Here is a 23,312-nt window from a genome sequence, read left to right on the forward strand (position 1 = left end):
GTCGTGGTCTGGGGGGCCAGCCCACCAGCGACCGGCCAAATCGCACCAAACTCAACTCATCGTCCGCCGCGCGCCTTTGCCTAACACCGGACGCAACTCCTCTTCCTCCGGCGTCAGCGCTTCAATCACCACCATCGCCTGCGCCCAAGGGTGGTCGTCGGTCAGCGTCACATGGATCACCGCGCCGTAGCCCTCGGGCGTCATCTGCTCCAGCCGTTCCCGCGCCCAGCCCGTCACTTCCATCACCGGCTGACCCGTGGGCAGGTTGCGCACTGACATGTCCTTCCACGCGATACCCATCCGCAGCCCTGTGCCCAGCGCCTTGGAGCACGCCTCCTTCGCCGCCCACCGTTTGGCATAGACCGCCGCGGGCTCCGGCTTCCGCTCGGCCCGGGCCTGCTCCCGCTCGGTGAACACACGGTTGCGAAAGCGGTCGCCGAAGCGCGCCAGAGTACCCTCGATCCGCTCGATATTGGCCAGATCCGTGCCGATGCCCAGGATCATCGCGCCAGCGCCGAGCGGATCAGGCCAAACCCGGCCCCCGCAAAGAGCGCCGCCACCGTGCCATCGATCCACCGCCGGGCGCGGCGATAGCGCGCCATGATCCCGGGGAAAGAGAACACCCAGGCGTGGCCCGTCGCATTGATCAACCCGATCACCGCGCACATCACCGTCGCCCCGATCACCGCGCCCGTGCCATCGGACGGGTCAAGCCCCACCGACAGCGCCGCCATCCAGGCAAACACCGCCTTGGGGTTCGACAGGTTCAACAAAAGCCCGCGCCAGAACCATCGCCCGCCGCCTTGGGGGGCCGCGGACGCATCGCTCGGGCCCCGGCGCATCGCGCTTTTGCCAGATTGCCAGGCCAGCCACAAAAGATAGGCCCCGCCCAGGATCTTCAGCACCAGCAAGGCAGTCGCCGATTGGCTCAGGATCGCACCCAAGCCCACCGCCGCCAACACGCCCCAGAACGCCAGCCCAACCGACAGCCCCAGCGCAAAGACAAGCCCCACGCGGCGGCCATTGGCCATTGCCACGGTCGCCGCCGCCAGGTTTGCCGGCCCGGGGGAGGACGCGACAACGACAAACGCGCCGCCAATCGCCAAAAGTGTCGTCAGATCGCTCATAGAATGCTCACCACGCCGGTCGCCTGATTGACCGCAAAGCGCAGCATCACCGGGCCGTCATGGCCCGCATGCGCCACCGGCAAGGTGATGATCAACCCGAGAGAGGCGTCATAAACCGCCGTCGCATCGGCCACAAAGGCCTGGGCGAAAAAGCGGAATTCATGGCTTTGATAGATCGCGGTGCAGATGCGGTATTCCTCTCCCTCGCCTGCGGGATGCAGGATGCCCAACGCGGCGCCAGAGGCGACGTTGGGGTCGATGAAGATCTCGAAAATGCGGATCACGCCATTGGCGAAGGTCCGGGTGTTTTCCTCCCAGGGCTCGGTGATGGTGTTCGGCGTGAATTCTGGCCCGCAAGGGGCAGTCACGAAGGCCTGGGCGGGGGCCGCAAGGGCCAGGGTGGCGGCAATCGCAAGGGGGGGTAATCGCATGAATAATCTCCTCAAAGAATTAGGCGCGCGCCGCGTCCATGCGGGCGCGCATCTCAGCCATGGCCGTGTCGAGGCCCACAAAAACGGCCTCACCGATCAAAAAATGCCCGATGTTCAACTCGGCCACCTCGGGCAGGGCCGCGATGGGGGCGACCGTATCATAGTTGAGGCCATGGCCCATATGGACCTCCAGCCCCAGCTCCACCCCCAGCTTGGCGCCTGCAATCAGGCGTTCCAGCTCAGCATCGCGGGCGGCGACGTCGCCCTCGGCGTCGTAGTCACAATAGGCGCCGGTGTGCAGCTCGATCACCGGCGCGCCGATGCGCGCGGCGGCCTCGATCTGCGAGCGCTCGGCCGCGATGAACAGCGACACCCGAATGCCCGCATCGCGCAGGGGCGCGATGTAGTGTGCCAAACGGTTGTCATCGCCCGCCACCTCCAGCCCGCCCTCGGTCGTGCGTTCTTCCCGGCGTTCCGGCACGATGCAGGCGGCGTGAGGCAGATGACCCAGGGCGATTTCCTGCATCTCATCGGTGGCGGCCATCTCGAAGTTCAACGGGACGGTAATGGCCTCCATGATCGCCGCGATATCCGCGTCGCGGATATGGCGACGGTCTTCGCGAAGATGTGCCGTGATGCCATCGGCGCCCGCCTGCTCGGCCAGAACAGCCGCGCGCACCGGGTCCGGCAAGGCCCCGCCCCGCGCGTTGCGCAGGGTCGCCACGTGGTCGATGTTCACACCCAATCTCAGCTTGTCCATCATGGTTCCTTTTTATGCGCTACCGCGCTTCTTTATGCGCTACCGCGCTTCGCGCTACTTGAGCGCGGGGAGTCTTCTATGCGCTACCGCGCTTCGCGCTACTTGAGCGCGGGGAGTCTTCTATGCGCTACCGCCCTTCGGGCTACTTGAGCGCGGGGTTCCTTCTTTGCGCTACCGCGCTTCGCGCCGCTTAAGCGCGGGATTCTTTATTTGCGCTACCGCCCTCGGCACACCCAAAACGCGTTACTCCGCCGCCTCCGCCTGCTTGCGCAGCTTGTCCATTTTCTTGCGCAGCCGCGCCGCGCGGCTTTTCTGGTAGGCCCGCACGACGGGCACTGTCAGGTAATAGCAGACGATCCCGGTGATCAGACCGGGCAGGATACCCCCCACGGTCCAGGGCCAGACGACCGTGTCCCAGAAGATCTGCAGCTCGTGCCAATGGGCGCGCTCATCGGTGAAAATCGCCTTGATGTTGTGCCAAAGATCCCGCGACGCGCCGCCAAAGCGGCGGAAAAGGCTGTCGTTGACCCCGATGGTGGGCCGCGATCCCAGCATGAAGTGCCCCAGGTTCAGCGAGATCGCGGCAATCGGCACATAGGTCAGCGGGTTGCCGATGAACGTCGCCAGCAGCGCCGCGAAGATCGACCCGCGCATGGCGCGCGCCAGAAGGGCGGCGATCACGAAATGCAGGCCGAAGTAAGGGGTGAAGACCGTCACCGCGCCCGCAAAGACACCGCGCGCGATCTGTTCCGGCGTGCCGGGCAGACGTCGCATCCGGTGCTGCACGTATTGCGCAGCCCGCAGCCATCCCCCCCGAGGCCAGAGGACCTCCAGGATGATGCGATACCACGGTCTGTAATCCCGACGTCTGAACACGCGAGCCAAAACTCCTCTCGCCGGGTCTCTCTTACCGGCGCTCTGGGATAGATATGGACTTCTTAGGGGCTCCGGTCCAGATCGCGGAAGCGATCTAGGGTCGCAACATCGGAATCCGCCTCCACGGCCATCATCACCGCATGCAGATGTTCGGCGTCGCGCACGTCCATATCAATGAGAAGGCGGAAGAAATCCGGCTTGCGGTCGATGAAGTGCAGGTCCGAGATATTGGCGTTCTGCTCGCCGATCAAGGTACAGATCCGCCCCAGCACGCCGATCCCGTTGGACAGCGTGATCTCGGCCGTCACATTGTGCTCGGGCGCGTGGCGTCCCTCGGTCCAATGCAGGTCGATCCAACGGTCGGGCTGGTCGTCGAAATCGGCCAGGGCGGGGCAATCGATGGCATGCACGATGGGGCCCTTGCCGTGGTAAGTGATCCCGACAATACGCTCTCCGGGGACGGGCTGGCAGCATTGCGCGCGCAGGGTCCGCGCGCCGGGCGGCAGACCGATGACCGCGCGGGTGCCCTCGATCGCGGCGGCCTCGTCGGGGTTGGCCAGCTCCGGATACAGCTCTGCCACCACCTGCCGCGCGCTTAACTCGGCCGAGCCGATGCGCGCCAGCACCTCATCCCCGTCGCTCAGCGCCAGGGCCTTGGCCGCCGTGGTCAGCGCCTTGTCGGTGGATTTCTTGCCAATCTGCTCAAACGCCACCCGCGCCAGTTCACGTCCCAGCTTGATGTAGCGATCCCGGTCGACCTCTCGCAACGACCGCCGGATCGCCGCCTTGGCGCGGCCCGTCGTGGCAATGTCGATCCAGGTGGCCTGGGGCGATTGCCCCTCGGCGGTGATGATATCGACCGATTGTCCGTTCTTCAGCCGCGTCCACAGCGGCACGCGCATCCCATCCACCTTGGCGCCCACACAGGCATGGCCGATCCGCGTGTGGATCGAATAGGCGAAATCAATCGGCGTGGCACCCCTTGGCAGCTTCACCACATCGCCCTTGGGCGTGAAGCAAAACACCTGGTCCGAGTACATTTCCAGCTTCACATGTTCCAGAAATTCGTCGTGATCCTCGGCGTTCTCGAACCGCTCGGTCAGGCTTTCAAGCCATTTGGCCGGATCCACCGCAAAGGGGTTCTGCACCCGCACCCCGTCGCGGTAAGCCCAATGGGCGGCCACGCCGGCCTCGGCCACTTCGTGCATCTGGCGGGTGCGGATCTGCACCTCCACCCGCTTGCCGTCGCGCCCGCTGACCGTGGTGTGGATCGAGCGATAGCCGTTCGACTTCGGCTGACTGATGTAATCCTTGAACCGCCCCGGCACCGACTTCCAGCGGCGGTGAATGGCGCCCAACGCGCGGTAACAATCGTCTTCCGTCTCAAGGATCACCCGGAAGCCGTAGATGTCCGACAGCCGCGAAAACGCCAGCTTCTTGTCCTGCATCTTGCGCCAGATCGAGTAGGGCTTCTTCGCGCGCCCATAGACCCGGGCCTCGATGCCGATCTTCTGTAGAACCGACTGGATGTCGTCGGTGATCTTCGGGATCACATCGCCCGTTTCGCGCTGTAGCGAGATGAAGCGGCGCAGGATGGATGAACGCGCGTCGGGGTTGAGGACCCGAAACGACAGGTCCTCCAACTCTTCGCGCATCCAATGCATCCCCATCCGCCCGGCCAGCGGCGCGTACAGGTCCATCGTCTCCTGCGACTTCTGCTTCTGCTTTTCCGGGCGCATGTGACGGATCGTGCGCATGTTGTGCAGACGGTCGGCCAGCTTCACCAGAATGACCCGCAGGTCCTTGGACATCGCCATGAACAGCTTGCGGAAATTCTCGGCCTGCTTGCTTTCGCGGTTGCTCAGCTGCAGGTTCGTCAGCTTGGTCACACCGTCGATCAGCTCGGCGATCTCCGGGCCGAACCGCTCGGCCACCTCGCCATAGGTCGACCGCGTGTCTTCGATGGTGTCGTGCAGCAGCGCCGTGACGATGGTGGCATCGTCCAACTGACGTTCCGTCAGAAGCGCGGCCACCGCGACAGGGTGGGTGAAATACGGCTCACCGGAATGACGCGTCTGCCCCTCGTGCATCTGCGCCCCATAGGCGAAGGCATCGCGGATCAGCCTTTCTCGGGTCTTCGGGTTGTACGCACGGACGAGGTCTAACAAGTCATCGACGCTGATCGCCTTGTCAGCGACGGTGTCGTCTGTTGGGCGACCATCGGCAGCCACAAGGCTTACTTCTGGCCCTGGGCTTCCATAAGCGCGCGCAGCATCTGCTCTTCGCTCATGTCATCCTGGGCCGGGCGGTCCTGCTCCACACCCTGCAGAAGCGCCATGGCGTCTTCTTCCGGCTCGTCCACCTCGATCTGGGTCTGGTGGCTTTCGATCAGACGCTCACGCAGGTCATCGGCACCCTGGGTCTCATCCGCAATCTCGCGCAGGGACACGACGGGGTTCTTGTCGTTGTCGCGGTCGATCGTCAGCGGATCGCCCGAGGCAATCTCGCGCGCCCGGTGGGCGGCAAGCATCACCAATTCGAACCGGTTAGGAACCTTATCGACGCAATCTTCAACCGTGACGCGGGCCATGGGACACTCCAGAGGCTAGATACCGTAAAGGGCTAAAGGCGCTACATAAGCGCGGCGAACCCCGTTGACAACCAGATTCGCCGCCGATTTCCGGGCCTATTCCGCGGCGACAGGGACCGGTCGGATCTCGGCCAATTCCGCCTTCGGGCGGGCGGCGAGCATCTGCGCCACCGAAAGTCCGGTGGCAGGGTCGACCCATTCCGGCGCCACATCGGCCAGCGGAACCAGCACAAATCCGCGCTCTTCCAGGCGCGGATGGGGCAGAATCAGCTGATCCGGCACCACCTGGGCGGCGCGCTCGGGCGGCAGGTTCGCCCAATTGGCACGGGTCGCGGCATCGGGCAGAATCGCATCCCCCAGCCCGATCAGATCCAGGTCCATCACGCGGGCTTCCCAGCGGTGGGCGCGGGTGCGGCCGAATTCTTCTTCAATTTCATGGAGCTGTGCCAGCAATTCCCCGGCAGAGCCGCGCCATTCAATCCGCACGGCGGCATTCACGAATTGCGGACCGGACCCGGGCGGAAAGGCGGGCGTATGAAACAGGCGGCTCATGATACAGTCGCTGCCGCCCGATTGGGTCACTTTTTCCACCAGGCGCGCCATGGCGCGGGGCACGCTGATTTCAGGCGATAATCCGCCGGATGGCAGGTTTGCGCCCAGCGCAATAAGGCCTGTCCTTGCGTCAGTTGTATACTTCACTACTTGCACCTGTCATCTTCGCGTTACATATAAGCTTGCCAGCCAGCGCTGGATGCCCCCGGTCGATTTTCCGGATTTTCAAGGCAGCCGGTGCAATACACACACTCACGGGCATTGGACACAACATGTTTTACCGAGACGAACGTCTTGCGCTGTTTATCGACGGCTCGAACCTGTATGCGGCCGCCAAGGCACTTGGTTTTGACATCGATTACAAGCTCTTGCGGTCGGAGTTCATGCAGCGCGGCAAATTGCTGCGCGCGAATTATTATACCGCCCTTCTGGAGAATGACGACTATTCTCCGATCCGCCCGCTGGTCGATTGGCTGCACTACAATGGCTTCAATATGGTGACCAAGCCCGCCAAGGAATTCACCGACAGCCAGGGCCGCCGCAAGGTAAAGGGCAACATGGATATCGAGCTTGCCGTCGACGCGATGGAAGCCGCCCCCCATGTGGATCACATCGTGATCTTCTCGGGCGACGGCGACTTCAAGCCGCTGGTCGAGGCGTTGCAGCGCAATGGCTGCCGGGTGTCGGTTGTGTCCACGATCCGCAGCCAGCCGCCGATGATCGCCGACGACCTGCGCCGCCAGTGCGACAACTTCATCGAGCTGATGGACCTCAAGGACGCCATCGGCCGCCCCCCGCGCGAACCCCGCCCCGAGGCGATGACCCCGGTCGAGGTTGACGCGGACTGATCACGCCGCCCTGGGCTGCGATGCCTCGGTGCGGCCAAGGCTCCACAGCCCCAACCCCGCCAAAAGAAGCGCCACGCCCGACGCCACGGTGCGGGCGACGTTGAACACCTGCCAGCGCGGGGAATACTCCGCCCAAATCGCGCGGGCCGCGTCGATGTCCTGTGGCACCTCGACCACAGCCAGCGCCTCGTTCATCGGCACGTTGACGACCATGGTCAGGATCAAGCCGCCGAACAGGTAGACCACGCCGCCCCCGGCAAAGAACCCGCGCGCCGCGCCTTGCGTCACAACCGCCGTCCCCAGCAGCACCACCGGCGTCAGAAAGAACGCCGGGAAAAAGACGGCGTTGCGCACGCTGGCGTTCATCGCCTGCATCGCGGCAATGGCCACGCGCGGGTCGGCCGCGTCCAGTCCCCACATGGTGGAGCAGACCCAGGCGTAGAAAAACCCAAAGATCGCGCCCGCAAACAGGACCGACGCCGTTCCCATTCCAATCCCAACCCTACGCATCCCGCGCCTCCTTTTCCGATCTGGATTCTCACCTACCGTAATCACAGTTACGGCATTGCGATGATCCGTAATCCATATTACGGTCCACCGTCAAGGGAGGATCCCGATGGACAGCGAAACCAAAGACGCCCGGCGCCTGCAGATCGAGGATGCCGCCTACCAAATGCTGGAACAGAAGGGCTACGCGGGCACCTCCATGCAGGGGATCGCGCGGGCGGCCAAAGCCTCGAACGAGACGCTCTATCGCTGGTACGGTGACAAGAAGGGGCTGATGGCCGCGCTCATTGCGCGCAACACCGACAGCATTCGCACCGCGCTTGACGCCGATGCCAACACACCGCCGCTCGACCGCCTGCGCCACGCAGGCCCCACGCTGCTCGCCACCGTCCTGGGCCCCCGCGCCGTCGCGCTCAACCGCGCCGCCGCCGCCGACCCCACCGGCGATCTGGGCCGGGCCATCGCCGCAGGCGGGCGCGAAACCGTGGCCCCACTGGTCCGCGATATCATCGCCGCAAGTCCCCTCACCGGCGACGCCGACACCCTCACCCAGCTCTACCTGACGCTCCTGATCGGCGATCTCCAGATCCGCCGCGTCATCGGTGCGATGGACCCGCCACCCCCCACCTTCTGCGCCACCCGCGCGGCCGAGGCGCTCACCACCCTCCAACGCCTCGCCGTTTGACAGGTCCGCCGCCGCCCGGGCATCCTCACTAAATGCCCCGCGACAACCCGCACCGCCCCTACACGCCTGACCCGGACCAGATGGTCCGCAAACCGGACATCGCGGGCAACACCATCAACGGCCTGGGCGAACCAACGAAGCGCCGCCCCGACATGGTCTATTGGGCGCCCGACCCCGCCGACATCCCCCACGGCGACATGCAGCGTTGGTTCTACACCACCCGCCCCGATGACGCCCGTTTCCAAGCCATGGCCGAGTGGCGCGCGGGCATCTACGACGCCCCCCCTGCCCCCGGTCACGGGGCCGCCCGCGCAGCACACGCCCGAGGCCTGGACCACCTCCCTCATCCAGTTCATCGACGATGGATCCTGTGAGAAGATCGGCGTCGCCGACATGGACCCGGATTGGACCTACGCAGGCCACACCATCGCGCAATCCAAGGTCATCGTGCTCGGCGTTCACCACGATTACGACGCCATCGCCCAGGCCCCCGACCATACCGCCGCCCTCGAAGTCCTGCGCCAATATGGCCGCGCCGCGAAGGCCGCCAAGGACATCACCGCCTGGCTCCGCACGCTCGGCCATGATGCCGAGCCTGTGACCGGCCCCATGACCGGCGCGCTCACCCTGATCCCGCCCGCGCTCGCCTGCGGGTTTGGAGAGCTTGGCAAGCACGGCTCCCTCATCACGCCAGAATTCGGCTCGTCCTTCCGCCTCTCCGCCGTCCTTACCGACGCGCCCTTCGCCGCGACGCCCCAACAAACCCACGGCATCGACGCCTTCTGCGCCAACTGCCGCATCTGCGAAGATGCCTGCCCGCCCGAAGCCATCGCGCCCGCCAAACAAACCGTGCGCGGCAAAGAAAAGTGGTACGTCGATTTCGACGCCTGCCTGCCCTACTTCAACGAGAACCAAGGCTGCGCGATCTGCATCGCCGTCTGCCCCTGGTCCCGCCCCGGCGTCGGCCTCAACCTCGCGGCAAAGCTCGAACGCCGGGCGCAAAGGTAGCGCGCTACCGCGAAAACCACATCCGCCGCAGGGTCGCGTCCTTAACCACTAAGTGATGGAACAACGCCGCGCCTGAGTGCAGTGCCACGGCGATCACCAGCACCCGCGCGCCAAACCCATGCCCCATGCGCGGCGGCAACTCGGCCAGCTCCGGCATCGGCGCCCCGCCGAACAGCGCATCCGGCAGCCCGCTCATCACCGACATCGCGATCCCGCTCGCCAGTAGCAGCAGCAGTAACCCGTAAAGCGCGCGGTGCGTCCACACCGCCGCCGCCTCCTGCCACCGGGGCGAATTCCCCAAGGGCGCCGGTTTGGCATCAAAGCGCCACCACCAGACCAGCCGGAAAACCGTGATCAGCAACACAATTCCCGCCACGGGCACATGTACCGTCAACGCCGCGCGCTTCACCTCTGGATTCACCGCAAAGCCGGACCGAAAGCCACTGATCAGCAGCACCAGAACCAACAGAGCACTCCCCCAATGGATCGCCCTGGCGACCCCGCCATATCTCGTGTCCGAGCTTTTCATCTCTGTTCTCCTGAAGATCGTTTCCTTAGGATAAGATAACGTAGTAATAACTTACATGGCAACTATTAATATGGAACCCAAAATCCTGTCTGCGCCGCGGTCCGTCGGGCGTCAGCTGACGTTCGCGGGCTCCGTCGCCTCTGCCGTGGCCAATCGGCTGTTAGAGCCCCACGGCCTGACCCTCGCGCAATGGGCGGTCTTGTCGTCGATCTGGAGGAATGGCGATCTGAGCGTGAAAGAGATCGCGGAGCTGACGGGCAACGCGCCGCCCGCCGCCTCGCGGATCGTGGATCGGATGGTCTCGGGGGGGCTTCTGGTGCGTCAGCAAAGCGACAGGGACCGCCGCGCCGTGACCGTGGCGGCCTCGGACAAGGGAGACAGCCTGCGGCATCTGGCGGGCATGTTCGAGCAGGTCAACGACGTGCTCCTGGCAGATCTCGACCCTGAGGAGGTCGAGACCCTGTTCACCCTTCTGGCCCGTGTTGAGGCCTCGGGCCGCGCCTGGTTGGCCGCAACACCAACCCCGCCCTGATTTCTTAACAAAAGGTAAACGAAAACGCCGTTTTTCAGCGTTTTCAGATGCTTAACCCATGTGCTCAAGCTTGAGCAACCCTGCTCAGACGGCCCCGGTATACTCACCGCGCGCCGGATAGCTCTTCTCGATCGCGAAATCGACGGCGCCCAGAAGCTCCCGGAAATGGGGCCGCACGAAGGGCATCGTCTGGACGGACATATAATAGAGCGTGTTGTCGGGATTGATCAGGAAAAGCCCCGGCTCCGCAAACAGCGCGGGCTCTTCGATCCCGATGGAGGTCTTACCCCGCGAGGTCGAGATATAGAGCCCCCATTCCCGCGCCCTTTCCAGCGACAGATCATAGCCGAACCGCAGCTTGTCGGCCCCGATCTTGTCAGCCATCCCCTGCGCCCGCTCTTGCCCGTCGCTGGAAATCGCGACGGTCCCCACGCCCCGCTCGGCGAAGTCACCGGCCAGCTTCTCGAACTCCGTCAGATAGGTCGCGCAAAGCGGGCAATGTAGGCCCCGGTAGAAGCAGACAACGGTGCCGCGCGGGCTGTCTTCCGAGGCCAGATCAAAGGTTCCCCCGCCCAGCAGCGGAACGGACAGGGCGGGAACGGCTTGGCGGGGCATCAACATCAAAGGTCTCCTTTTGGATGGGTCGCGCCGTCCAAACCACGCCCCGCGCCCGAGGTCCATCCGGCAGGGGCGCACGAAAGACGGTGCAAATCTGCGCAATAGGCCCCCTCGCAGGCGCTTGGCCAAGGGGATCCGGCGTCGCGGGTTGGTAGGCCCTCGTCATTGGAAGGTCTCAATTATTTGGAGGCAGTTCACAGAAGCAAGGCACCCCCTGCGCCGATGCATCCCTTTACGACCGCCCACCCACAGCTTACCTAAATGGCGACAGGAGAGACCGACCATGACCAAGCCGCCCCTCACGATCTACCTCGCCGCCCCGCGCGGCTTTTGCGCCGGCGTGGACCGTGCCATCAAGATCGTTGAAATGGCCTTGGGCAAATGGGGCGCACCAGTCTACGTGCGCCATGAGATCGTCCACAACAAATACGTGGTCGATGATCTGAAAGCCAAGGGCGCGGTGTTCGTGGAGGAGCTGTCGGAATGCCCCGATGACCGCCCGGTCATCTTCTCGGCCCACGGCGTGCCGAAATCGGTGCCGCAAGCCGCCGCCGCGCGCCAGATGGTCTATGTCGACGCCACCTGCCCGCTGGTCTCCAAGGTCCATATCGAGGCGCAGCGCCACGCCGACAACGGCTTGCAGATGATCATGATCGGCCACGAAGGCCACCCCGAGACGGTCGGCACCATGGGCCAATTGCCCGAGGGTGAGGTCCTGCTGGTCGAGACCGTCGACGACGTCGCGAAGGTCGAGGTCCGCGACCCCAGCAAACTAGCCTTCGTCACGCAAACCACCCTATCCGTCGACGACACCGCAGACATCGTCGCCGCGCTGCAGGCCCGCTTCCCCGCCATCGTCGGGCCCCACAAGGAAGACATCTGCTACGCGACGACGAACCGCCAGGAGGCGGTCAAAGCGATGGCGCCGAAAGCTGAGGCGATGCTGGTCGTCGGCGCGCCCAACTCGTCGAACTCCAAGCGGTTGGTCGAGGTCGGCTCTCGCGCGGGATGCAGTTACAGCCAGCTGGTCCAGCGCGCCACAGATATTGACTGGCGGGCGCTGGACGGGATCAAGACGCTGGGGATCACCGCAGGCGCCTCGGCCCCCGAAGTGCTGATCGAGGAGGTCATTCAGGCTTTCGAGGATCGTTTCGACGTGACGAGAGAGATGGTGGAGACCGCCGTCGAGAACGTCGAATTCAAGGTCCCCCGCGTGCTGCGCGAGACGGCGTAGGGGCGCGGGTCCCGGTTAACCGGTCGTGTCTTGGGGCAGCGTCGCCTGCCCTGCACGCTATCAGATCTTCGCCAGCCTTTCTTCCATGCGCGCTGCCATTTCCTCACCGGCTTTGTGGACCCATTCAGGCTCGTAATTCCTGATGGTGATCCAGAAGAGCGCCCCCTGGGGCCAGTACGTCACGTCCAAACAGCCCTTGGTCTTGAGGTCCTGTTTGAAATGCCAGTGACGGTTGTTGGGGTATTTCTTCCGACTCAGGGTCGTGATGTGCGTCAGGATCAACCCGAGCCCTTTCCCTACGTCGATCAACACCGCTTCCATTGCGTCCAGGCTCATGTCGCCTGTGACAGTCACTTGAATATTGCGCGACTTATCCGTGTTTTTGATCACCCGTTCGGCCATGGCAGGACCCTTTCATTCCAGAGGCGATGACACACCGAACGGACTTTGGTGAAAGCACAAGAGCGGTGACGCGCGCTGCCGCATCCACGGCGTTATCAAGCCGAAAGCCGCGATCCTGCACGTCGCGACGTCGTTTAAAACGGGCGAAGAATGGGTCCTCCGTCCTCTTGTCTCCGCGCCACGGGCACGCCACGCTGCGGGCCATGCACAGCCTCTCAAATACGCCTCCTTCCCCCGCGCAGTTCAATGCGCTGCGCACCGCCTGCGGGTGGGCTTATATCGCGCCCGAGCGGGCCGCGCGGGCGCTTGCGGCGTCTACGCTTCACGTCACCGCCCATGATGGCAGCGAGGTGGTGGCCATGGGTCGCGTTGTCGGCGACGGGGTGATGTATTTCCATTTGCAGGATATCGTCGTGGCCCCGTCGCATCGAGGCCAGGGTCTGGGCCGTGCGATTGTGGACCGACTGCTGGCCGATCTTGCGCCGCTGGCGAAACCGGGCAGCACCATCGGGCTGATGGCGGCCCACGGGGTCGAGCCGCTTTATGCCGGTGCCGGGTTTACCGAGCGCCCGACGGCGACCCTTGGCGCCGGGATGACACTCTTTCCCTGAACGGAGCCGCCGATGGGTGGGGCCAGCTGGCATTTTCTGACCGATTGGATCTGCGAGAATCGGGCCCTGAACCGGGGCGGAATCGGTTAGATCCAGACACGTTTTCGTCGGCGGGCGGGTGTGAAAAACCCGAAGCTCTCCGCGCCGTGGCAAGATTGCGTGACGGTTTGACGCGGGCACTCCGCGACGATTTCACGCTCTTTGCTGCATACCTCGGCATACCAGGCCGGTTTTTCCGGTCGAACGGCACTTTCGATACGCCCTTGAAAAACAGGAAAAGCCGCCGCGGAAATCCAACTACTTTACGAACTTCAACCTTTTTCTGTAAATTCCTTAACAAACTGGCCCATCCTTGTCTTGGATCAAACGGCCAAGCGGCGGCACCTGTGTACATTCGCTCCTAAGCCACCACGCCGAGGCAGTTTTCTCGGTGCGATGCACGGGAGGAAGCATCATGAGCGCCACAGTCGAAATCCCATCAACGCGCCCTGAAACCGCCCCCGTCGCCCCTTTCGACGCCGTCGGATGCGTCCGTCGTGGGTGAGCTTATCGAAAACCGCATGGTCCGCGCGGGCATCGGCGGCGGCGGGGCCGCGCAAGAGTAGGAGGGCCGACACATGGACGGCACGACACACCCAACAACCACTCCGATCCTGATCCTTCTGGGGCCTCCCGGGTCTGGCAAAGGGACGCAAGCGCGCAAGCTGGAAGAGAATTTCGGCTTCGTCCAGCTGTCGACCGGTGACCTGCTGCGCGCCGCGGTGGCGGCGGGCACGGAGGCCGGGAAAGCCGCCGATGCGGTGATGAAATCCGGCGGCTTGGTGAGCGATGAGATCGTGCTGGCGATCCTGACCGACCGCCTGGCCCAGGACGATTGCAAAAAGGGCGTTGTGCTGGACGGGTTCCCGCGCACGACCGTGCAGGCCAAGGCCCTGGACGCGATGCTGGCAGAGCGCGGCGAACGCATCCGCGCGGTCATTTCGCTGGAGGTCGACGACATCGAGATGGTCAAGCGCGTGGCCGGTCGCATGACCTGTGGCGATTGCGGCGAGGGCTTTCACGACCACTTCAAGCCGCCCGCCCGGGAAGGCATCTGCGACGCCTGCGGCGCGCAGAACATGACCCGCCGCGCCGACGATACCGCCGCCACCGCGATCTCGCGGCTGGAGGCCTATGCCGAACAGACCGCGCCGCTGGTCGCGCATTACGGCGCCCAGGGCGCGCTTCACACGGTCGATGCCATGCAGGCCATCGACACCATTCAAAACAACATCGCGCAGATCGTCAGATCCGCCTGAGATCCCGCGCGCGCTGGCACCCAGGGCGCGCCGGGCGAAGACCCCAACCACCGAACGCCGCAATGCCACAGGAGGAACAGCATGGCAGACCAAACGAACGAAACGCCACAGACGGCTACCGAGGATGACTCCGTCTACTGGAAAACCAACATCCGTATCATCACCATCTGCCTGGTCATCTGGGCGCTTGTCTCGTTCGGTTTCGGCATCGTGCTGCGTCCGATGCTTTCGGGCATCGCCGTCGGCGGCACCGACCTGGGCTTCTGGTTCGCGCAGCAAGGCTCGATCATCGTCTTCCTGGCGCTGATCTTCTTCTACGCCTGGCGGATGAACAAGCTCGACAAGCAATACGGCGTGGACGAGGAGTAATCAGCCATGGACCAATTTACCCTTAACCTGCTGTTTGTGGGCGCATCCTTCGCGCTCTACATCGGCATCGCGATCTGGGCCCGGGCGGGTTCCACATCGGAGTTCTACGCCGCCGGTCGCGGCGTTCACCCCGTCACCAACGGCATGGCCACGGCGGCAGACTGGATGTCTGCGGCCTCGTTCATTTCAATGGCCGGTCTCATCGCTTTCACCGGCTACGACAACTCGTCCTTCCTGATGGGTTGGACGGGCGGCTACGTGCTGCTGGCCCTGCTGCTGGCGCCTTACCTGCGCAAGTTCGGCAAGTTCACTGTGTCCGAGTTTATCGGTGATCGCTTCTACAGCTCCACCGCGCGGATGGTCGCTGTGATCTGCCTTCTGGTCGCCTCGATCACTTACGTGATTGGCCAGATGCAGGGTGTGGGCATCGCCTTTGGCCGCTTCCTTGAGATCGACGCCTTCTGGGGTCTGCTCATCGGGGCCTGTGTGGTGTTCGCCTACGCCGTTTTCGGCGGCATGAAGGGCGTGACCTACACCCAGGTGGCGCAGTACTGCGTGCTGATCACCGCCTACACGATCCCGGCGGTCTTCATCTCGCTGCAACTGACGGGCAACCCGATCCCTGCCCTGGGCCTCTTCGGCAATACCGCAGATGGGGAGCCGCTTCTGGCGACGCTGAACCAGATCGTCACCGATCTTGGCTTCAACGAATACACGGCCGCCCATGGATCAACGATCAACATGGTGCTCTTCACCCTGTCGTTGATGATCGGTACCGCGGGTCTGCCCCACGTCATCATGCGTTTCTTCACGGTTCCCAAGGTGTCTGACGCCCGCTGGTCGGCCGGTTGGACCCTGGTGTTCATCGCCCTGCTGTACCTGACGGCCCCTGCCGTTGGTGCGATGGCGCGCCTGAACATCTCGGACCTGATGTGGCCCAATGGGACGCAAGGCGAAGCCGTGAGCCTGGAGCAGATCGAAAACGATCCCGAGTATGCCTGGATGGCAACGTGGCAGGCCACGGGTCTGCTGGGTTGGGAAGATCTGAACGGTGACGGTCGGATCCAGTACTACAACGACGGCAATGCCGAGTTGCAGGAACGCGCCGAGGCAAACGGTTGGGAAGGCAATGAGCTGACCAACTTCAACCGTGACATTCTGGTCCTGGCCAACCCCGAGATCGCGAGCCTTCCGGGCTGGGTGATCGGCCTTGTGGCAGCGGGCGGCCTTGCGGCGGCTCTGTCCACGGCGGCGGGTCTGTTGTTGGCAATCTCTTCGGCGGTCTCGCACGACCTTCTGAAGGGGCAGCTGACGCCCAACATGTCCGAGAAGTCCGAGCTGCTGGCAGCGCGGATTTCGATGGCAGCGGCGATTGTCGTGGCGGTCCTATTGGGTCTGAACCCGCCAGGATTTGCGGCGCAAACCGTGGCCTTGGCCTTCGGACTTGCGGCGGCCTCGATCTTCCCGGCACTGATGATGGGCATCTTCTCGAAGCGCATCAACAACACGGGCGCGGTTGCGGGCATGCTGGCAGGCCTGGTGGTGACACTGGTCTACATCTTCCTGCACAAGGGCTGGCTGTTCATCCCGGACACCAATTCGTTCACGGATGCCAACCCGCTGCTGGGGCCGATCAAGTCGACATCGTTCGGTGCGATCGGCGCGGCCATCAACTTCGCCGTTGCCTACTTCGTGTCGGGCATGACGAAAGAGACGCCGCAGCACATCAAGGACCTGGTCGAAAGCGTGCGCATTCCGCGTGGCGCAGGCGGTGCCGTCGATCACTAACGACGGCCCCTAGAAAACTGTCCTGCCCGTGCCCCTTCCTTGGGTGCGGGCAGGATCCCTCACCGCGAAGGCACCTTCATGTCCCTTTCCGCCCAACTGACCCAGTTTCTTGCTTCGGTGCATCCCTATGACACCCTGGCCGAGGCCGATCTTGCCGCACTGGCCGAGGTTTGCACGGACACGCAAGCGCCCAAGGGTCAGACGCTTTACACCGTCGGTGACCGGATCGACGGGCTTTTCATTCTCGTCAGCGGCGAGGTTGAGATTACCGACGCCAGCGGCGCACAGCTTTCCCTTCTGGGCCCCCGAAATTCCTTTGGCGAGCGCGCGCTTTTGCGCGGCGATGACGCCACCCGCACCGCCACCACGCTGAGCGATGCAACGCTGATCGTGATGCCCGCAGACACGCTGTTTGCCCTGATCCGCGCCCACGACGCCGTGGCGACATTCTTTGACCGCAAGCGCCCGACGCAAGACAAACGCAATGACCTGGGCGCGATGGTCGTGGCCGATCTGATGACCCGAGATCCCGTGGCCTGCGCGCCCGACACGCCGATCCGCACGGTGGCGACGGAGATGCATACGCGGCGCATTTCCTCCATCTGCATCGAGGAGGGCGGGCAGTTCGACGGCATCGTCACCCTGCGCGACCTCAACGGGCGGGTGATTGTCGAAGGGGCGGACCCGGAAAGCCCCGTCTCAACCATCATGACCCGCGCGCCCTTGGCCCTTGGGCCCACAGCGCTGGTGACGGACGTGCTGCACCTGATGGTGGAACGCGGCATCGGCCATGTGCCCATCGTGGAGGCGGGCCGCCTTGTCGGCATCGTCACCCAAACGGATCTGACCCGTGCGCAAGCAATGACCTCGGCTGATCTGGTGGGCCGCGTGGCCAAAGCGACCTCGGCCCCAGAAATGGCGCGCGCCACGCAGGAGATCCCGCAGCTTCTGTTGCAACTGGTCAACAGCGGCAGCCGCCATGAGGTGATCACACGCCTGATCACCGACATCGCAGACACCGCGACGCGACGCCTGCTGGCCCTGGCCGAGGCAGAGCTTGGCGCGCCACCCGTCCCCTACCTGTGGCTCGCGTGCGGCAGTCAGGGGCGGCAGGAGCAAACCGGCGTGTCGGATCAGGACAATTGCCTGATCCTCTCCGATGACATGACCGAGGCCGACAGGCCCTATTTTGAGGCGCTGGCCAAGTCTGTCTGTGACGGCCTCAACACCATCGGCTACGTCTATTGCCCCGGTGACATGATGGCGACGAACCCGCGCTGGTGTCAGCCCGTCAGCGTCTGGCGCGGCTACTTCCGCAACTGGATCGCCAAGCCGGATAATGAGGCGCAGATGCTGGCGTCTGTCATGTTCGATCTCCGCGCGATTGGCGGCGACGAAAGCCTGTTCGACGGACTCCAGCAAGAGACGCTTAACGCCGCGGCGGGCAATTCCATTTTCACCGCCCACATGATCGCGAACTCGCTCAAGCACCAGCCGCCTCTGGGCCTGCTGCGCGGTTTGGCGACGATCCGGTCGGGCGACCACCGCAACCAGTTGGACCTGAAGCACAATGGCGTGGTGCCGATCACCGATCTGGGCCGGGTCTACGCCCTGCAGGGCCGTCTGACGCCGGTCAACACGCGCGCGCGGCTTGACGCCGCGATTGACGCGGGCGTCCTGTCAACCTCGGGCGGGGCGGATCTTCTGGATGCCTACGACATGATCGCCACCGCGCGGTTGGAGCATCAGGCCGCGCAGGTCAAGGCGGGCAAGAGCCCGAACAATTATCTGGATCCCTCCGCCCTGTCGGATTTTGAACGGAGCCATCTGCGCGACGCTTTCGTTGTGGTAAAGACGATGCAATCGGCCGCTGGGTCCGGCAAGGGAGCACTTTCATAATGTTCATTGAACTGATCGGCACGGTCTTTGCGGGGCTCGCCTGCGCAGGTATCGCGATGTTGCTGAACCACGCCACAGGCAAGCGCTTGCCGCGCTGGGTCACGCCGGTTGCCGCGGGTCTGGGCATGATCGCCATGACCATTTCCAACGAATACACTTGGTTCGACCGCACCGCCGAGCAACTGCCAGAGGGCGTTGAGATTGCCATGACGGTCGATGAGCAAAGCTGGTTCCGCCCCTGGACACAGCTTGCCCCCTACACCAAACGCTTCGTGGCCGTCGATGTCGGCACCGCGCGGACCAATGCCGCCCTGCCCGATCAACGGCTGGCGGATCTGTACTTCTTCGGGCGTTGGTCGCCGGTCAATCAGGCGCCGATGCTGTTTGATTGCGGCGGTGCCCGCTCCGCCCTGCTGATCGACGGTGCCGAGTTTGGTGAAGACGGCGAAATCACCGACGCCGATTGGCAGAACATGCCCGCCGATGACCCGATCCTTGCCCTGGTTTGCGAGACGTAACATGTTGTCGAGCCTCTCCCTGCGCTTGCGCATCTTCCTGTTCTTCGGCCTTCTGGCCTTTGGCGGGGTGGCGCTGGCGGCGGGGGCGCTGGCGTTTGGCTGGTCGCGGGCAGAGGCCCCGCTTCCGACCGGGCCTTTCGTGACGTCTTTGATCCTTTTCGGATTTCTCAACACCGGGCTGATCCTGGGCATCTGGCTTTTGTTCGACGAGAACGTCGCCAAACCCATTGCACGTGTGTCGGCGCAGCTTCGGCTGCGCGCCCATTCCGGAGTCGACGCCGGTGTCGATGCCGACGACGCCAAGCACCTGGGCGATCTGGCGCCCGCCGCCAACGCGCTGTCGCAGACCCTTGGCAATACGCTCACCGATACAGCGGCGCGAGTGGCGACGGCCACCCAACGGCTGCAGAGCGAGTCCGAGCAGCTCACCGCGTTGCTCAGCGAGATCCCCATCGCTACGATCTTGCTGAACCCGTCCCGGGAGATCGTGCTTTATGACAGTCAGGCGGCTGAGGTTCTGGCGCAGATCGCGCCGCCGCGGCTCAAGGCGCAGCTGTCGGATTACTTCGACCTGTCCGGATTTGACGCGGCGGCGCAAGGCCTGGCCGAGGGCGCGGCAGAGGTTCCCCTACACCTCACCGATGCCAGCAACACCCACGGGTTTGAAGCCCGGCTGAAATCCCTGGGCGACGGCGGCCACATGATCCTGATCGACGTGCCCGAAGGGCGGGCACCCCAGATCGACGCGCGTCCGCTGGTCTATAATTTCGACTTCCTGAACCCATCCTACGGCAAGACCACGGATGAGACCCCCCTGTCCGAGCAGTGTTTCGTGGCCTTCGATACGGAGACCACCGGGCTGTCGGTGCAAGACGACGAGATCGTCCAGATCGGCGCGGTGCGGATCCTTGGTGGGCGCATTGTCGAAGGCGAGGTGATCGACACCTATGTCGATCCCGAACGCCCGATCCCGCCCGCCTCCACCCGAATCCACGGCGTCACTGACGCCGACGTGGCCGGCGCGCCTGATATCGGCGAAGCGGGCCGGGCACTCCATGATTTCGCGCGGGACGCTGTTCTGGTCGCGCATAATGCGCCGTTCGACATTGGCCTTCTGCGCAAGAGCCGCTCGCGCACCGGGGCCGATTGGACTCATCCGGTGTTGGACACGGTGCTTTTGTCCGCCGTTGTTTTCGGCACCAATGAAGAACACACGCTCGACGCGCTGTGTGAGCGCCTGTCTGTCGAGATCCCGGAAGAACGACGCCATACCGCCTTGGGCGATGCGCAGGCCACCGGAGAGGTTTTGGTGCGGTTGCTGCCGCTGCTCGATGGCCGCGGCATCAAGACCATGGGGCATCTGCTGTCAGAGACGCGCAAACATGGGCGTCTTCTGCGGGACATGAACGCCTGAAAGCCGCGCGCGGTTGTGGTGCTATTGGCGGGTCCAGGTTTGGCCGCCGCAGATCAACCCGCCCAGAACACAGCCCGAGATGCGCAGGCTGTTGGCCCCGCGAAACCGCATCCGCGAGATGTAGACGCGGCCCGTTTCCACATCCAGCAAGCGCCCGCCGTCGAACTCGGACCCCGTCCATTGCATGCCTGTCACCAGAACGGTGCCGAAATATTGCGGGTTCACGTTTTGCCCGCCGCCATCGACCAGCGTCCCGCAATAGGCCGCGCCACATGGTGCAAAACGGACGTAGCCCCAGGACCCGCCCCGCGCGCCGGTTTGCCAGAGGCCGTCGAGCGCATAGGGCGGCTGTGCGGATTGGCTGAGCGCCATGGAGGGCAGACAAAGGAGCAAAGCGAATAGGGCGCGGATCATGGAAGACTCTCCTAAGCGGGGGCAGGAAGGGTGACGCTGACACAGGTACGGTCCGGGGCGCAATCGGGGGTGGCGAGGACCAGACCGGCCCTTGTCGCCTGCTCCTGCACGATGGCGAGGCCAAGGCCGCTGCCCTCAGATGCGTCGCCCTTGTTCCAGGCGCCGAAGTCCAGGGAGGCCGCTCCGGGGTTGCTGACGGTGAAGGTGTAGCCGGGGGCCTCCGCATGGCCCTCAAGGCGCAGGGTGCCCGGCGTTCCATGGGCAATCGCGTTTGACATCAGGTTGCAGAGCACCCGCATGAGCGCGAGGGGCTGGGTATCGAGCGGCGCGGGGGTGATGCCGACCTGCAGTGTCAGATCACGCGCGGCGGCGTCGTCTTCAAACATGCGCTGAAGTGTGGCCCCGATTTGCTCGGCCCGCACCTGTTCATCGGTGTCGGGGTCGGGGGCTGCATCGCCATGACCGTGATGAGCCTCGGAAAACGTGCTGGCCTCGCTGACGTAGCTGGAGGCCAGCTCGTCCAGGTAATCGAGTGATTGTTGCAGATGGCTGCGGGTATCCTCGGGCATATCGCGGGCCAGCGCCGCAAAGGACGTGCGCAGCGACGACAGCGGTTGCCGGATATCATGGGACGCGGTGGCCAGGCGCAGCGTGCGGGCGTGGGCCACTTCGACCGCCTCGTTGTAGCTGTCTTTGGCGGCAAGGAGTTCCTCGCTGATGCGGGCCTGTTCCACGGCGCGTTCCAGCGCTTCTTGCACGGCGAGTTCACGGTCGGACTTCAGTACGAAGATGTTGCGGATGAAAAGCCCGCCGAACGCGATAGTGATCGCGGCGATGAGAACGCGGTTGATGATGACGGTCAGGTCCTGCCCCTCAAACGCACCCGCGATCACGAAGGTCCCGCCGATCAACACGCAGACCAAGAGACCCCAGATCAGGTTGCGGATGATGATGTCGTAACCACCCCGCAGCTTGGTGAAGGTCGACACCGGAAAGAAATGCGCAATCGCGACGGTGCAGCCCGTGATGCTGAAAAGCAGATATCCAACCTCGACCGGGGCCGTGCGCCCCAAGGCCCAGATCCCCCAAATCCCCACGGCAGCGACACAAAACGGGGTCTTGAGCCAGGCCCAACGGTGGTCGGTGGGAAGCGTGTAGGCAGCCACAAGGTAGTTGATCGACAGCATCGCATAGCCGCCTGCGATCAGGCCTTGGGCACTGACATCCATGCCGGACCAGACGATCCCGGTGATGTTCTGCTCGAAGAGCGCGATGTAGAGCAAGCCAAGAAAGACCAGCAGGGTATAGAGCGCCCAGATCCAGTAGCGCAGGCAAAGGGCGATGAGGATCAGGATCGCGACGGCCGCGAAATTGGCGAGGAAGAAAGCCGCGGCCGAGACGGCACCCTCCGCCACATCCCCCAGGGCCTGCGCCGGGACGTCAAAGGTGACGGCATGGCCCGCGCCCGCCCAGAGGCACATGACGGCTGCAAGAAGGATAAACGGCTTTGTCATGGGCGTCTCGTCGGATAGATCATTGGTGGGACACGCATAAATTCGCGCCAGGGCAGAAACCGATCATGAAACGTTACACCGGAATGCTTGCCGATGATCACAAGATCGTCCGAATGGGGCTGAAATCTGCGCTGGAGCATGATGCTACGATGCTGGACACGCAGGTGCAGATCGTGGCCGAGGCCGAGGACGGCTTGCAAACCATCGAGGGGGTCAAGGCGCACAGGCCCGATCTGTTGATCCTCGACGTCTCGATGCCCGTCGCCTCGGGGGCGGAGATCGTCGTGGACGTGCAACGCTGGAGCCCCGACACCAAGATCGTCGTCTGTAGCGGCGTAACCTCGCCGGGCCTGCTGGCGCATTTGATTGAGGCCGGGGTGCACGGTCTGTTTGCCAAAGGGTCTGACGCGTCTGACATGTTGGCGGCGGTGCCCCTGATCCTGCGCGGTGGTCGCAAGATCGACACCGCGATCCTGGACATCGTGCGCGGGGCAGGCACGCCTGCGCAACTGACCGCGCGGGAGCGTCAGACGCTCAACATGGTGCTGGCGGGACGGACGAATGCCGAAGTCGCCAAACTGATGGGGATCAGCCCGAAAACCGCCGAGAAGCACCGCGCGTCGATGATGGCCAAGCTGGAGGTCCGCACCCTGGCGGAGTTGATGGCCAAAGCGTTGCAGGATGGTTTGATCGAGCAGCACGGCTTGATGTGACGGCATTGCGGGTCTCCCACGGTTGATGATCCCAACCTAGAGAGACGGCGCGCCGGGTCATATGGGTATTCCTCC

Annotated in this window: 28 protein-coding genes; 14 read left to right on the plus strand and 14 right to left on the minus strand. The window is 64.0% G+C overall.

All coding sequences use genetic code 11. From position 1 onward, the window contains the following. Positions 1-51: 51 nt before the first annotated feature. From acpS to folK, 8 genes are all read right to left on the minus strand, one after another. The gene (acpS, locus tag AC6I9R_RS21880; RefSeq protein ID WP_461428603.1) at positions 52-504 is read right to left on the minus strand and encodes a holo-ACP synthase; all 453 of its coding nucleotides are present in this window, start codon (positions 502-504) and stop codon (positions 52-54) included. Then, positions 501-1,127 carry a LysE family translocator gene (locus AC6I9R_RS21885; protein ID WP_461428604.1) on the minus strand — a complete coding sequence of 209 codons (627 nt, stop codon included), beginning with the start codon at positions 1,125-1,127 and terminating at the stop codon, positions 501-503. The genes acpS and AC6I9R_RS21885 overlap by 4 nt, the downstream gene beginning before the upstream one ends. Continuing rightward, a complete protein-coding gene (locus AC6I9R_RS21890) occupies positions 1,124-1,558 on the minus strand; it encodes a hypothetical protein (RefSeq protein WP_461428605.1) in 435 nt (144 codons plus the stop codon). The genes AC6I9R_RS21885 and AC6I9R_RS21890 overlap by 4 nt, the downstream gene beginning before the upstream one ends. Before the next feature lie 19 nt (positions 1,559-1,577). Beyond that, a complete protein-coding gene (locus AC6I9R_RS21895; RefSeq protein ID WP_461428606.1) occupies positions 1,578-2,318 on the minus strand; it encodes a pyridoxine 5'-phosphate synthase in 741 nt (246 codons plus the stop codon). A 243-nt stretch (positions 2,319-2,561) separates the two neighbouring features. Next, complete coding sequence (locus AC6I9R_RS21900) at positions 2,562-3,194, minus strand: DUF2062 domain-containing protein (RefSeq protein ID WP_461428607.1); 633 nt, start codon at positions 3,192-3,194, stop codon at positions 2,562-2,564. Positions 3,195-3,256: 62 nt separating this feature from the next. Next, the gene (locus tag AC6I9R_RS21905; protein ID WP_461428608.1) at positions 3,257-5,425 is read right to left on the minus strand and encodes a RelA/SpoT family protein; all 2,169 of its coding nucleotides are present in this window, start codon (positions 5,423-5,425) and stop codon (positions 3,257-3,259) included. 5 nt (positions 5,426-5,430) lie between these two features. Then, complete coding sequence (gene rpoZ / locus AC6I9R_RS21910) at positions 5,431-5,784, minus strand: DNA-directed RNA polymerase subunit omega (protein ID WP_461428609.1); 354 nt, start codon at positions 5,782-5,784, stop codon at positions 5,431-5,433. A 96-nt stretch (positions 5,785-5,880) separates the two neighbouring features. Further along, positions 5,881-6,483, minus strand: a complete 603-nt coding sequence (folK, locus tag AC6I9R_RS21915; protein ID WP_461428610.1) for a 2-amino-4-hydroxy-6-hydroxymethyldihydropteridine diphosphokinase — start codon at positions 6,481-6,483, stop codon at positions 5,881-5,883. A gap of 125 nt (positions 6,484-6,608) precedes the next feature. On the opposite strand from folK, the gene AC6I9R_RS21920 reads away from it, so the two are divergent. Next, positions 6,609-7,184: a LabA-like NYN domain-containing protein gene (locus AC6I9R_RS21920; protein ID WP_461428611.1), complete on the plus strand. Its 576-nt coding sequence runs from the start codon at positions 6,609-6,611 to the stop codon at positions 7,182-7,184. Here AC6I9R_RS21920 and AC6I9R_RS21925 read toward each other — a convergent pair whose 3' ends face one another. Continuing rightward, positions 7,185-7,694, minus strand: a complete 510-nt coding sequence (locus tag AC6I9R_RS21925) for an anthrone oxygenase family protein (protein WP_461428612.1) — start codon at positions 7,692-7,694, stop codon at positions 7,185-7,187. A gap of 106 nt (positions 7,695-7,800) precedes the next feature. On the opposite strand from AC6I9R_RS21925, the gene AC6I9R_RS21930 reads away from it, so the two are divergent. From AC6I9R_RS21930 to AC6I9R_RS21940, 3 genes are read left to right on the plus strand one after another with little or no spacing between them, the layout of a single operon-like run. Then, positions 7,801-8,376 carry a TetR/AcrR family transcriptional regulator gene (locus AC6I9R_RS21930; RefSeq protein WP_461428613.1) on the plus strand — a complete coding sequence of 192 codons (576 nt, stop codon included), beginning with the start codon at positions 7,801-7,803 and terminating at the stop codon, positions 8,374-8,376. A gap of 32 nt (positions 8,377-8,408) precedes the next feature. Then, positions 8,409-8,750 carry a hypothetical protein gene (locus AC6I9R_RS21935; protein WP_461428614.1) on the plus strand — a complete coding sequence of 114 codons (342 nt, stop codon included), beginning with the start codon at positions 8,409-8,411 and terminating at the stop codon, positions 8,748-8,750. Between the two features lie 19 nt (positions 8,751-8,769). Then, positions 8,770-9,384: a 4Fe-4S dicluster domain-containing protein gene (locus tag AC6I9R_RS21940; protein WP_461428615.1), complete on the plus strand. Its 615-nt coding sequence runs from the start codon at positions 8,770-8,772 to the stop codon at positions 9,382-9,384. A gap of 4 nt (positions 9,385-9,388) precedes the next feature. Here the strand turns inward: AC6I9R_RS21940 and AC6I9R_RS21945 are convergent, their stop codons facing one another. Continuing rightward, a complete protein-coding gene (locus AC6I9R_RS21945; RefSeq protein ID WP_461428616.1) occupies positions 9,389-9,913 on the minus strand; it encodes a cytochrome b in 525 nt (174 codons plus the stop codon). Between the two features lie 70 nt (positions 9,914-9,983). On the opposite strand from AC6I9R_RS21945, the gene AC6I9R_RS21950 reads away from it, so the two are divergent. Further along, positions 9,984-10,445, plus strand: coding sequence for a MarR family winged helix-turn-helix transcriptional regulator (locus AC6I9R_RS21950; protein WP_461428617.1), 462 nt, complete (start codon positions 9,984-9,986; stop codon positions 10,443-10,445). 84 nt (positions 10,446-10,529) lie between these two features. Here AC6I9R_RS21950 and AC6I9R_RS21955 read toward each other — a convergent pair whose 3' ends face one another. After that, positions 10,530-11,066: a peroxiredoxin-like family protein gene (locus AC6I9R_RS21955; RefSeq protein ID WP_461428618.1), complete on the minus strand. Its 537-nt coding sequence runs from the start codon at positions 11,064-11,066 to the stop codon at positions 10,530-10,532. A 280-nt stretch (positions 11,067-11,346) separates the two neighbouring features. Between AC6I9R_RS21955 and ispH the strand changes: the two genes are divergently transcribed. Beyond that, complete coding sequence (gene ispH, locus AC6I9R_RS21960) at positions 11,347-12,297, plus strand: 4-hydroxy-3-methylbut-2-enyl diphosphate reductase (RefSeq protein WP_461428619.1); 951 nt, start codon at positions 11,347-11,349, stop codon at positions 12,295-12,297. A 60-nt stretch (positions 12,298-12,357) separates the two neighbouring features. Here ispH and AC6I9R_RS21965 read toward each other — a convergent pair whose 3' ends face one another. Beyond that, positions 12,358-12,699, minus strand: coding sequence for a hypothetical protein (locus AC6I9R_RS21965; protein ID WP_461428620.1), 342 nt, complete (start codon positions 12,697-12,699; stop codon positions 12,358-12,360). Between the two features lie 203 nt (positions 12,700-12,902). Here AC6I9R_RS21965 and AC6I9R_RS21970 point away from each other — a divergent pair, with 203 nt between their 5' ends. The 7 genes from AC6I9R_RS21970 to AC6I9R_RS22000 all read left to right on the plus strand — a co-directional run bounded on the left by AC6I9R_RS21970 (position 12,903) and on the right by AC6I9R_RS22000 (position 20,596). Further along, entirely contained in the window at positions 12,903-13,310 is a 408-nt protein-coding gene (locus AC6I9R_RS21970) for a GNAT family N-acetyltransferase (protein ID WP_461428621.1), read from the plus strand. Between the two features lie 617 nt (positions 13,311-13,927). Further along, the gene (locus AC6I9R_RS21975; protein ID WP_461428622.1) at positions 13,928-14,608 is read left to right on the plus strand and encodes an adenylate kinase; all 681 of its coding nucleotides are present in this window, start codon (positions 13,928-13,930) and stop codon (positions 14,606-14,608) included. A gap of 81 nt (positions 14,609-14,689) precedes the next feature. After that, positions 14,690-14,977 carry a DUF4212 domain-containing protein gene (locus tag AC6I9R_RS21980; protein ID WP_461428623.1) on the plus strand — a complete coding sequence of 96 codons (288 nt, stop codon included), beginning with the start codon at positions 14,690-14,692 and terminating at the stop codon, positions 14,975-14,977. Positions 14,978-14,983: 6 nt separating this feature from the next. After that, positions 14,984-16,765, plus strand: coding sequence for a sodium:solute symporter family protein (locus AC6I9R_RS21985; protein ID WP_461428624.1), 1,782 nt, complete (start codon positions 14,984-14,986; stop codon positions 16,763-16,765). Positions 16,766-16,843: 78 nt separating this feature from the next. Next, a complete protein-coding gene (locus AC6I9R_RS21990; protein WP_461428625.1) occupies positions 16,844-18,664 on the plus strand; it encodes a DUF294 nucleotidyltransferase-like domain-containing protein in 1,821 nt (606 codons plus the stop codon). Beyond that, positions 18,664-19,182, plus strand: coding sequence for a hypothetical protein (locus AC6I9R_RS21995; RefSeq protein WP_461428626.1), 519 nt, complete (start codon positions 18,664-18,666; stop codon positions 19,180-19,182). The genes AC6I9R_RS21990 and AC6I9R_RS21995 overlap by 1 nt, the downstream gene beginning before the upstream one ends. 1 nt (position 19,183) lies before the next feature. Then, complete coding sequence (locus AC6I9R_RS22000; RefSeq protein ID WP_461428627.1) at positions 19,184-20,596, plus strand: 3'-5' exonuclease; 1,413 nt, start codon at positions 19,184-19,186, stop codon at positions 20,594-20,596. A gap of 21 nt (positions 20,597-20,617) precedes the next feature. On the opposite strand, the gene AC6I9R_RS22005 is transcribed toward AC6I9R_RS22000, so the two are convergent. Both AC6I9R_RS22005 and AC6I9R_RS22010 read right to left on the minus strand, forming a co-directional pair. After that, positions 20,618-21,010, minus strand: a complete 393-nt coding sequence (locus AC6I9R_RS22005; RefSeq protein ID WP_461428628.1) for a DUF2147 domain-containing protein — start codon at positions 21,008-21,010, stop codon at positions 20,618-20,620. An 11-nt stretch (positions 21,011-21,021) separates the two neighbouring features. Next, complete coding sequence (locus tag AC6I9R_RS22010) at positions 21,022-22,524, minus strand: sensor histidine kinase (protein WP_461428629.1); 1,503 nt, start codon at positions 22,522-22,524, stop codon at positions 21,022-21,024. 65 nt (positions 22,525-22,589) lie between these two features. Between AC6I9R_RS22010 and AC6I9R_RS22015 the strand changes: the two genes are divergently transcribed. Continuing rightward, complete coding sequence (locus tag AC6I9R_RS22015) at positions 22,590-23,237, plus strand: response regulator (protein ID WP_461428630.1); 648 nt, start codon at positions 22,590-22,592, stop codon at positions 23,235-23,237. The last annotated feature ends 75 nt before the right edge of the window (positions 23,238-23,312 follow it).

Source organism: Gymnodinialimonas sp., assembly GCF_059726805.1.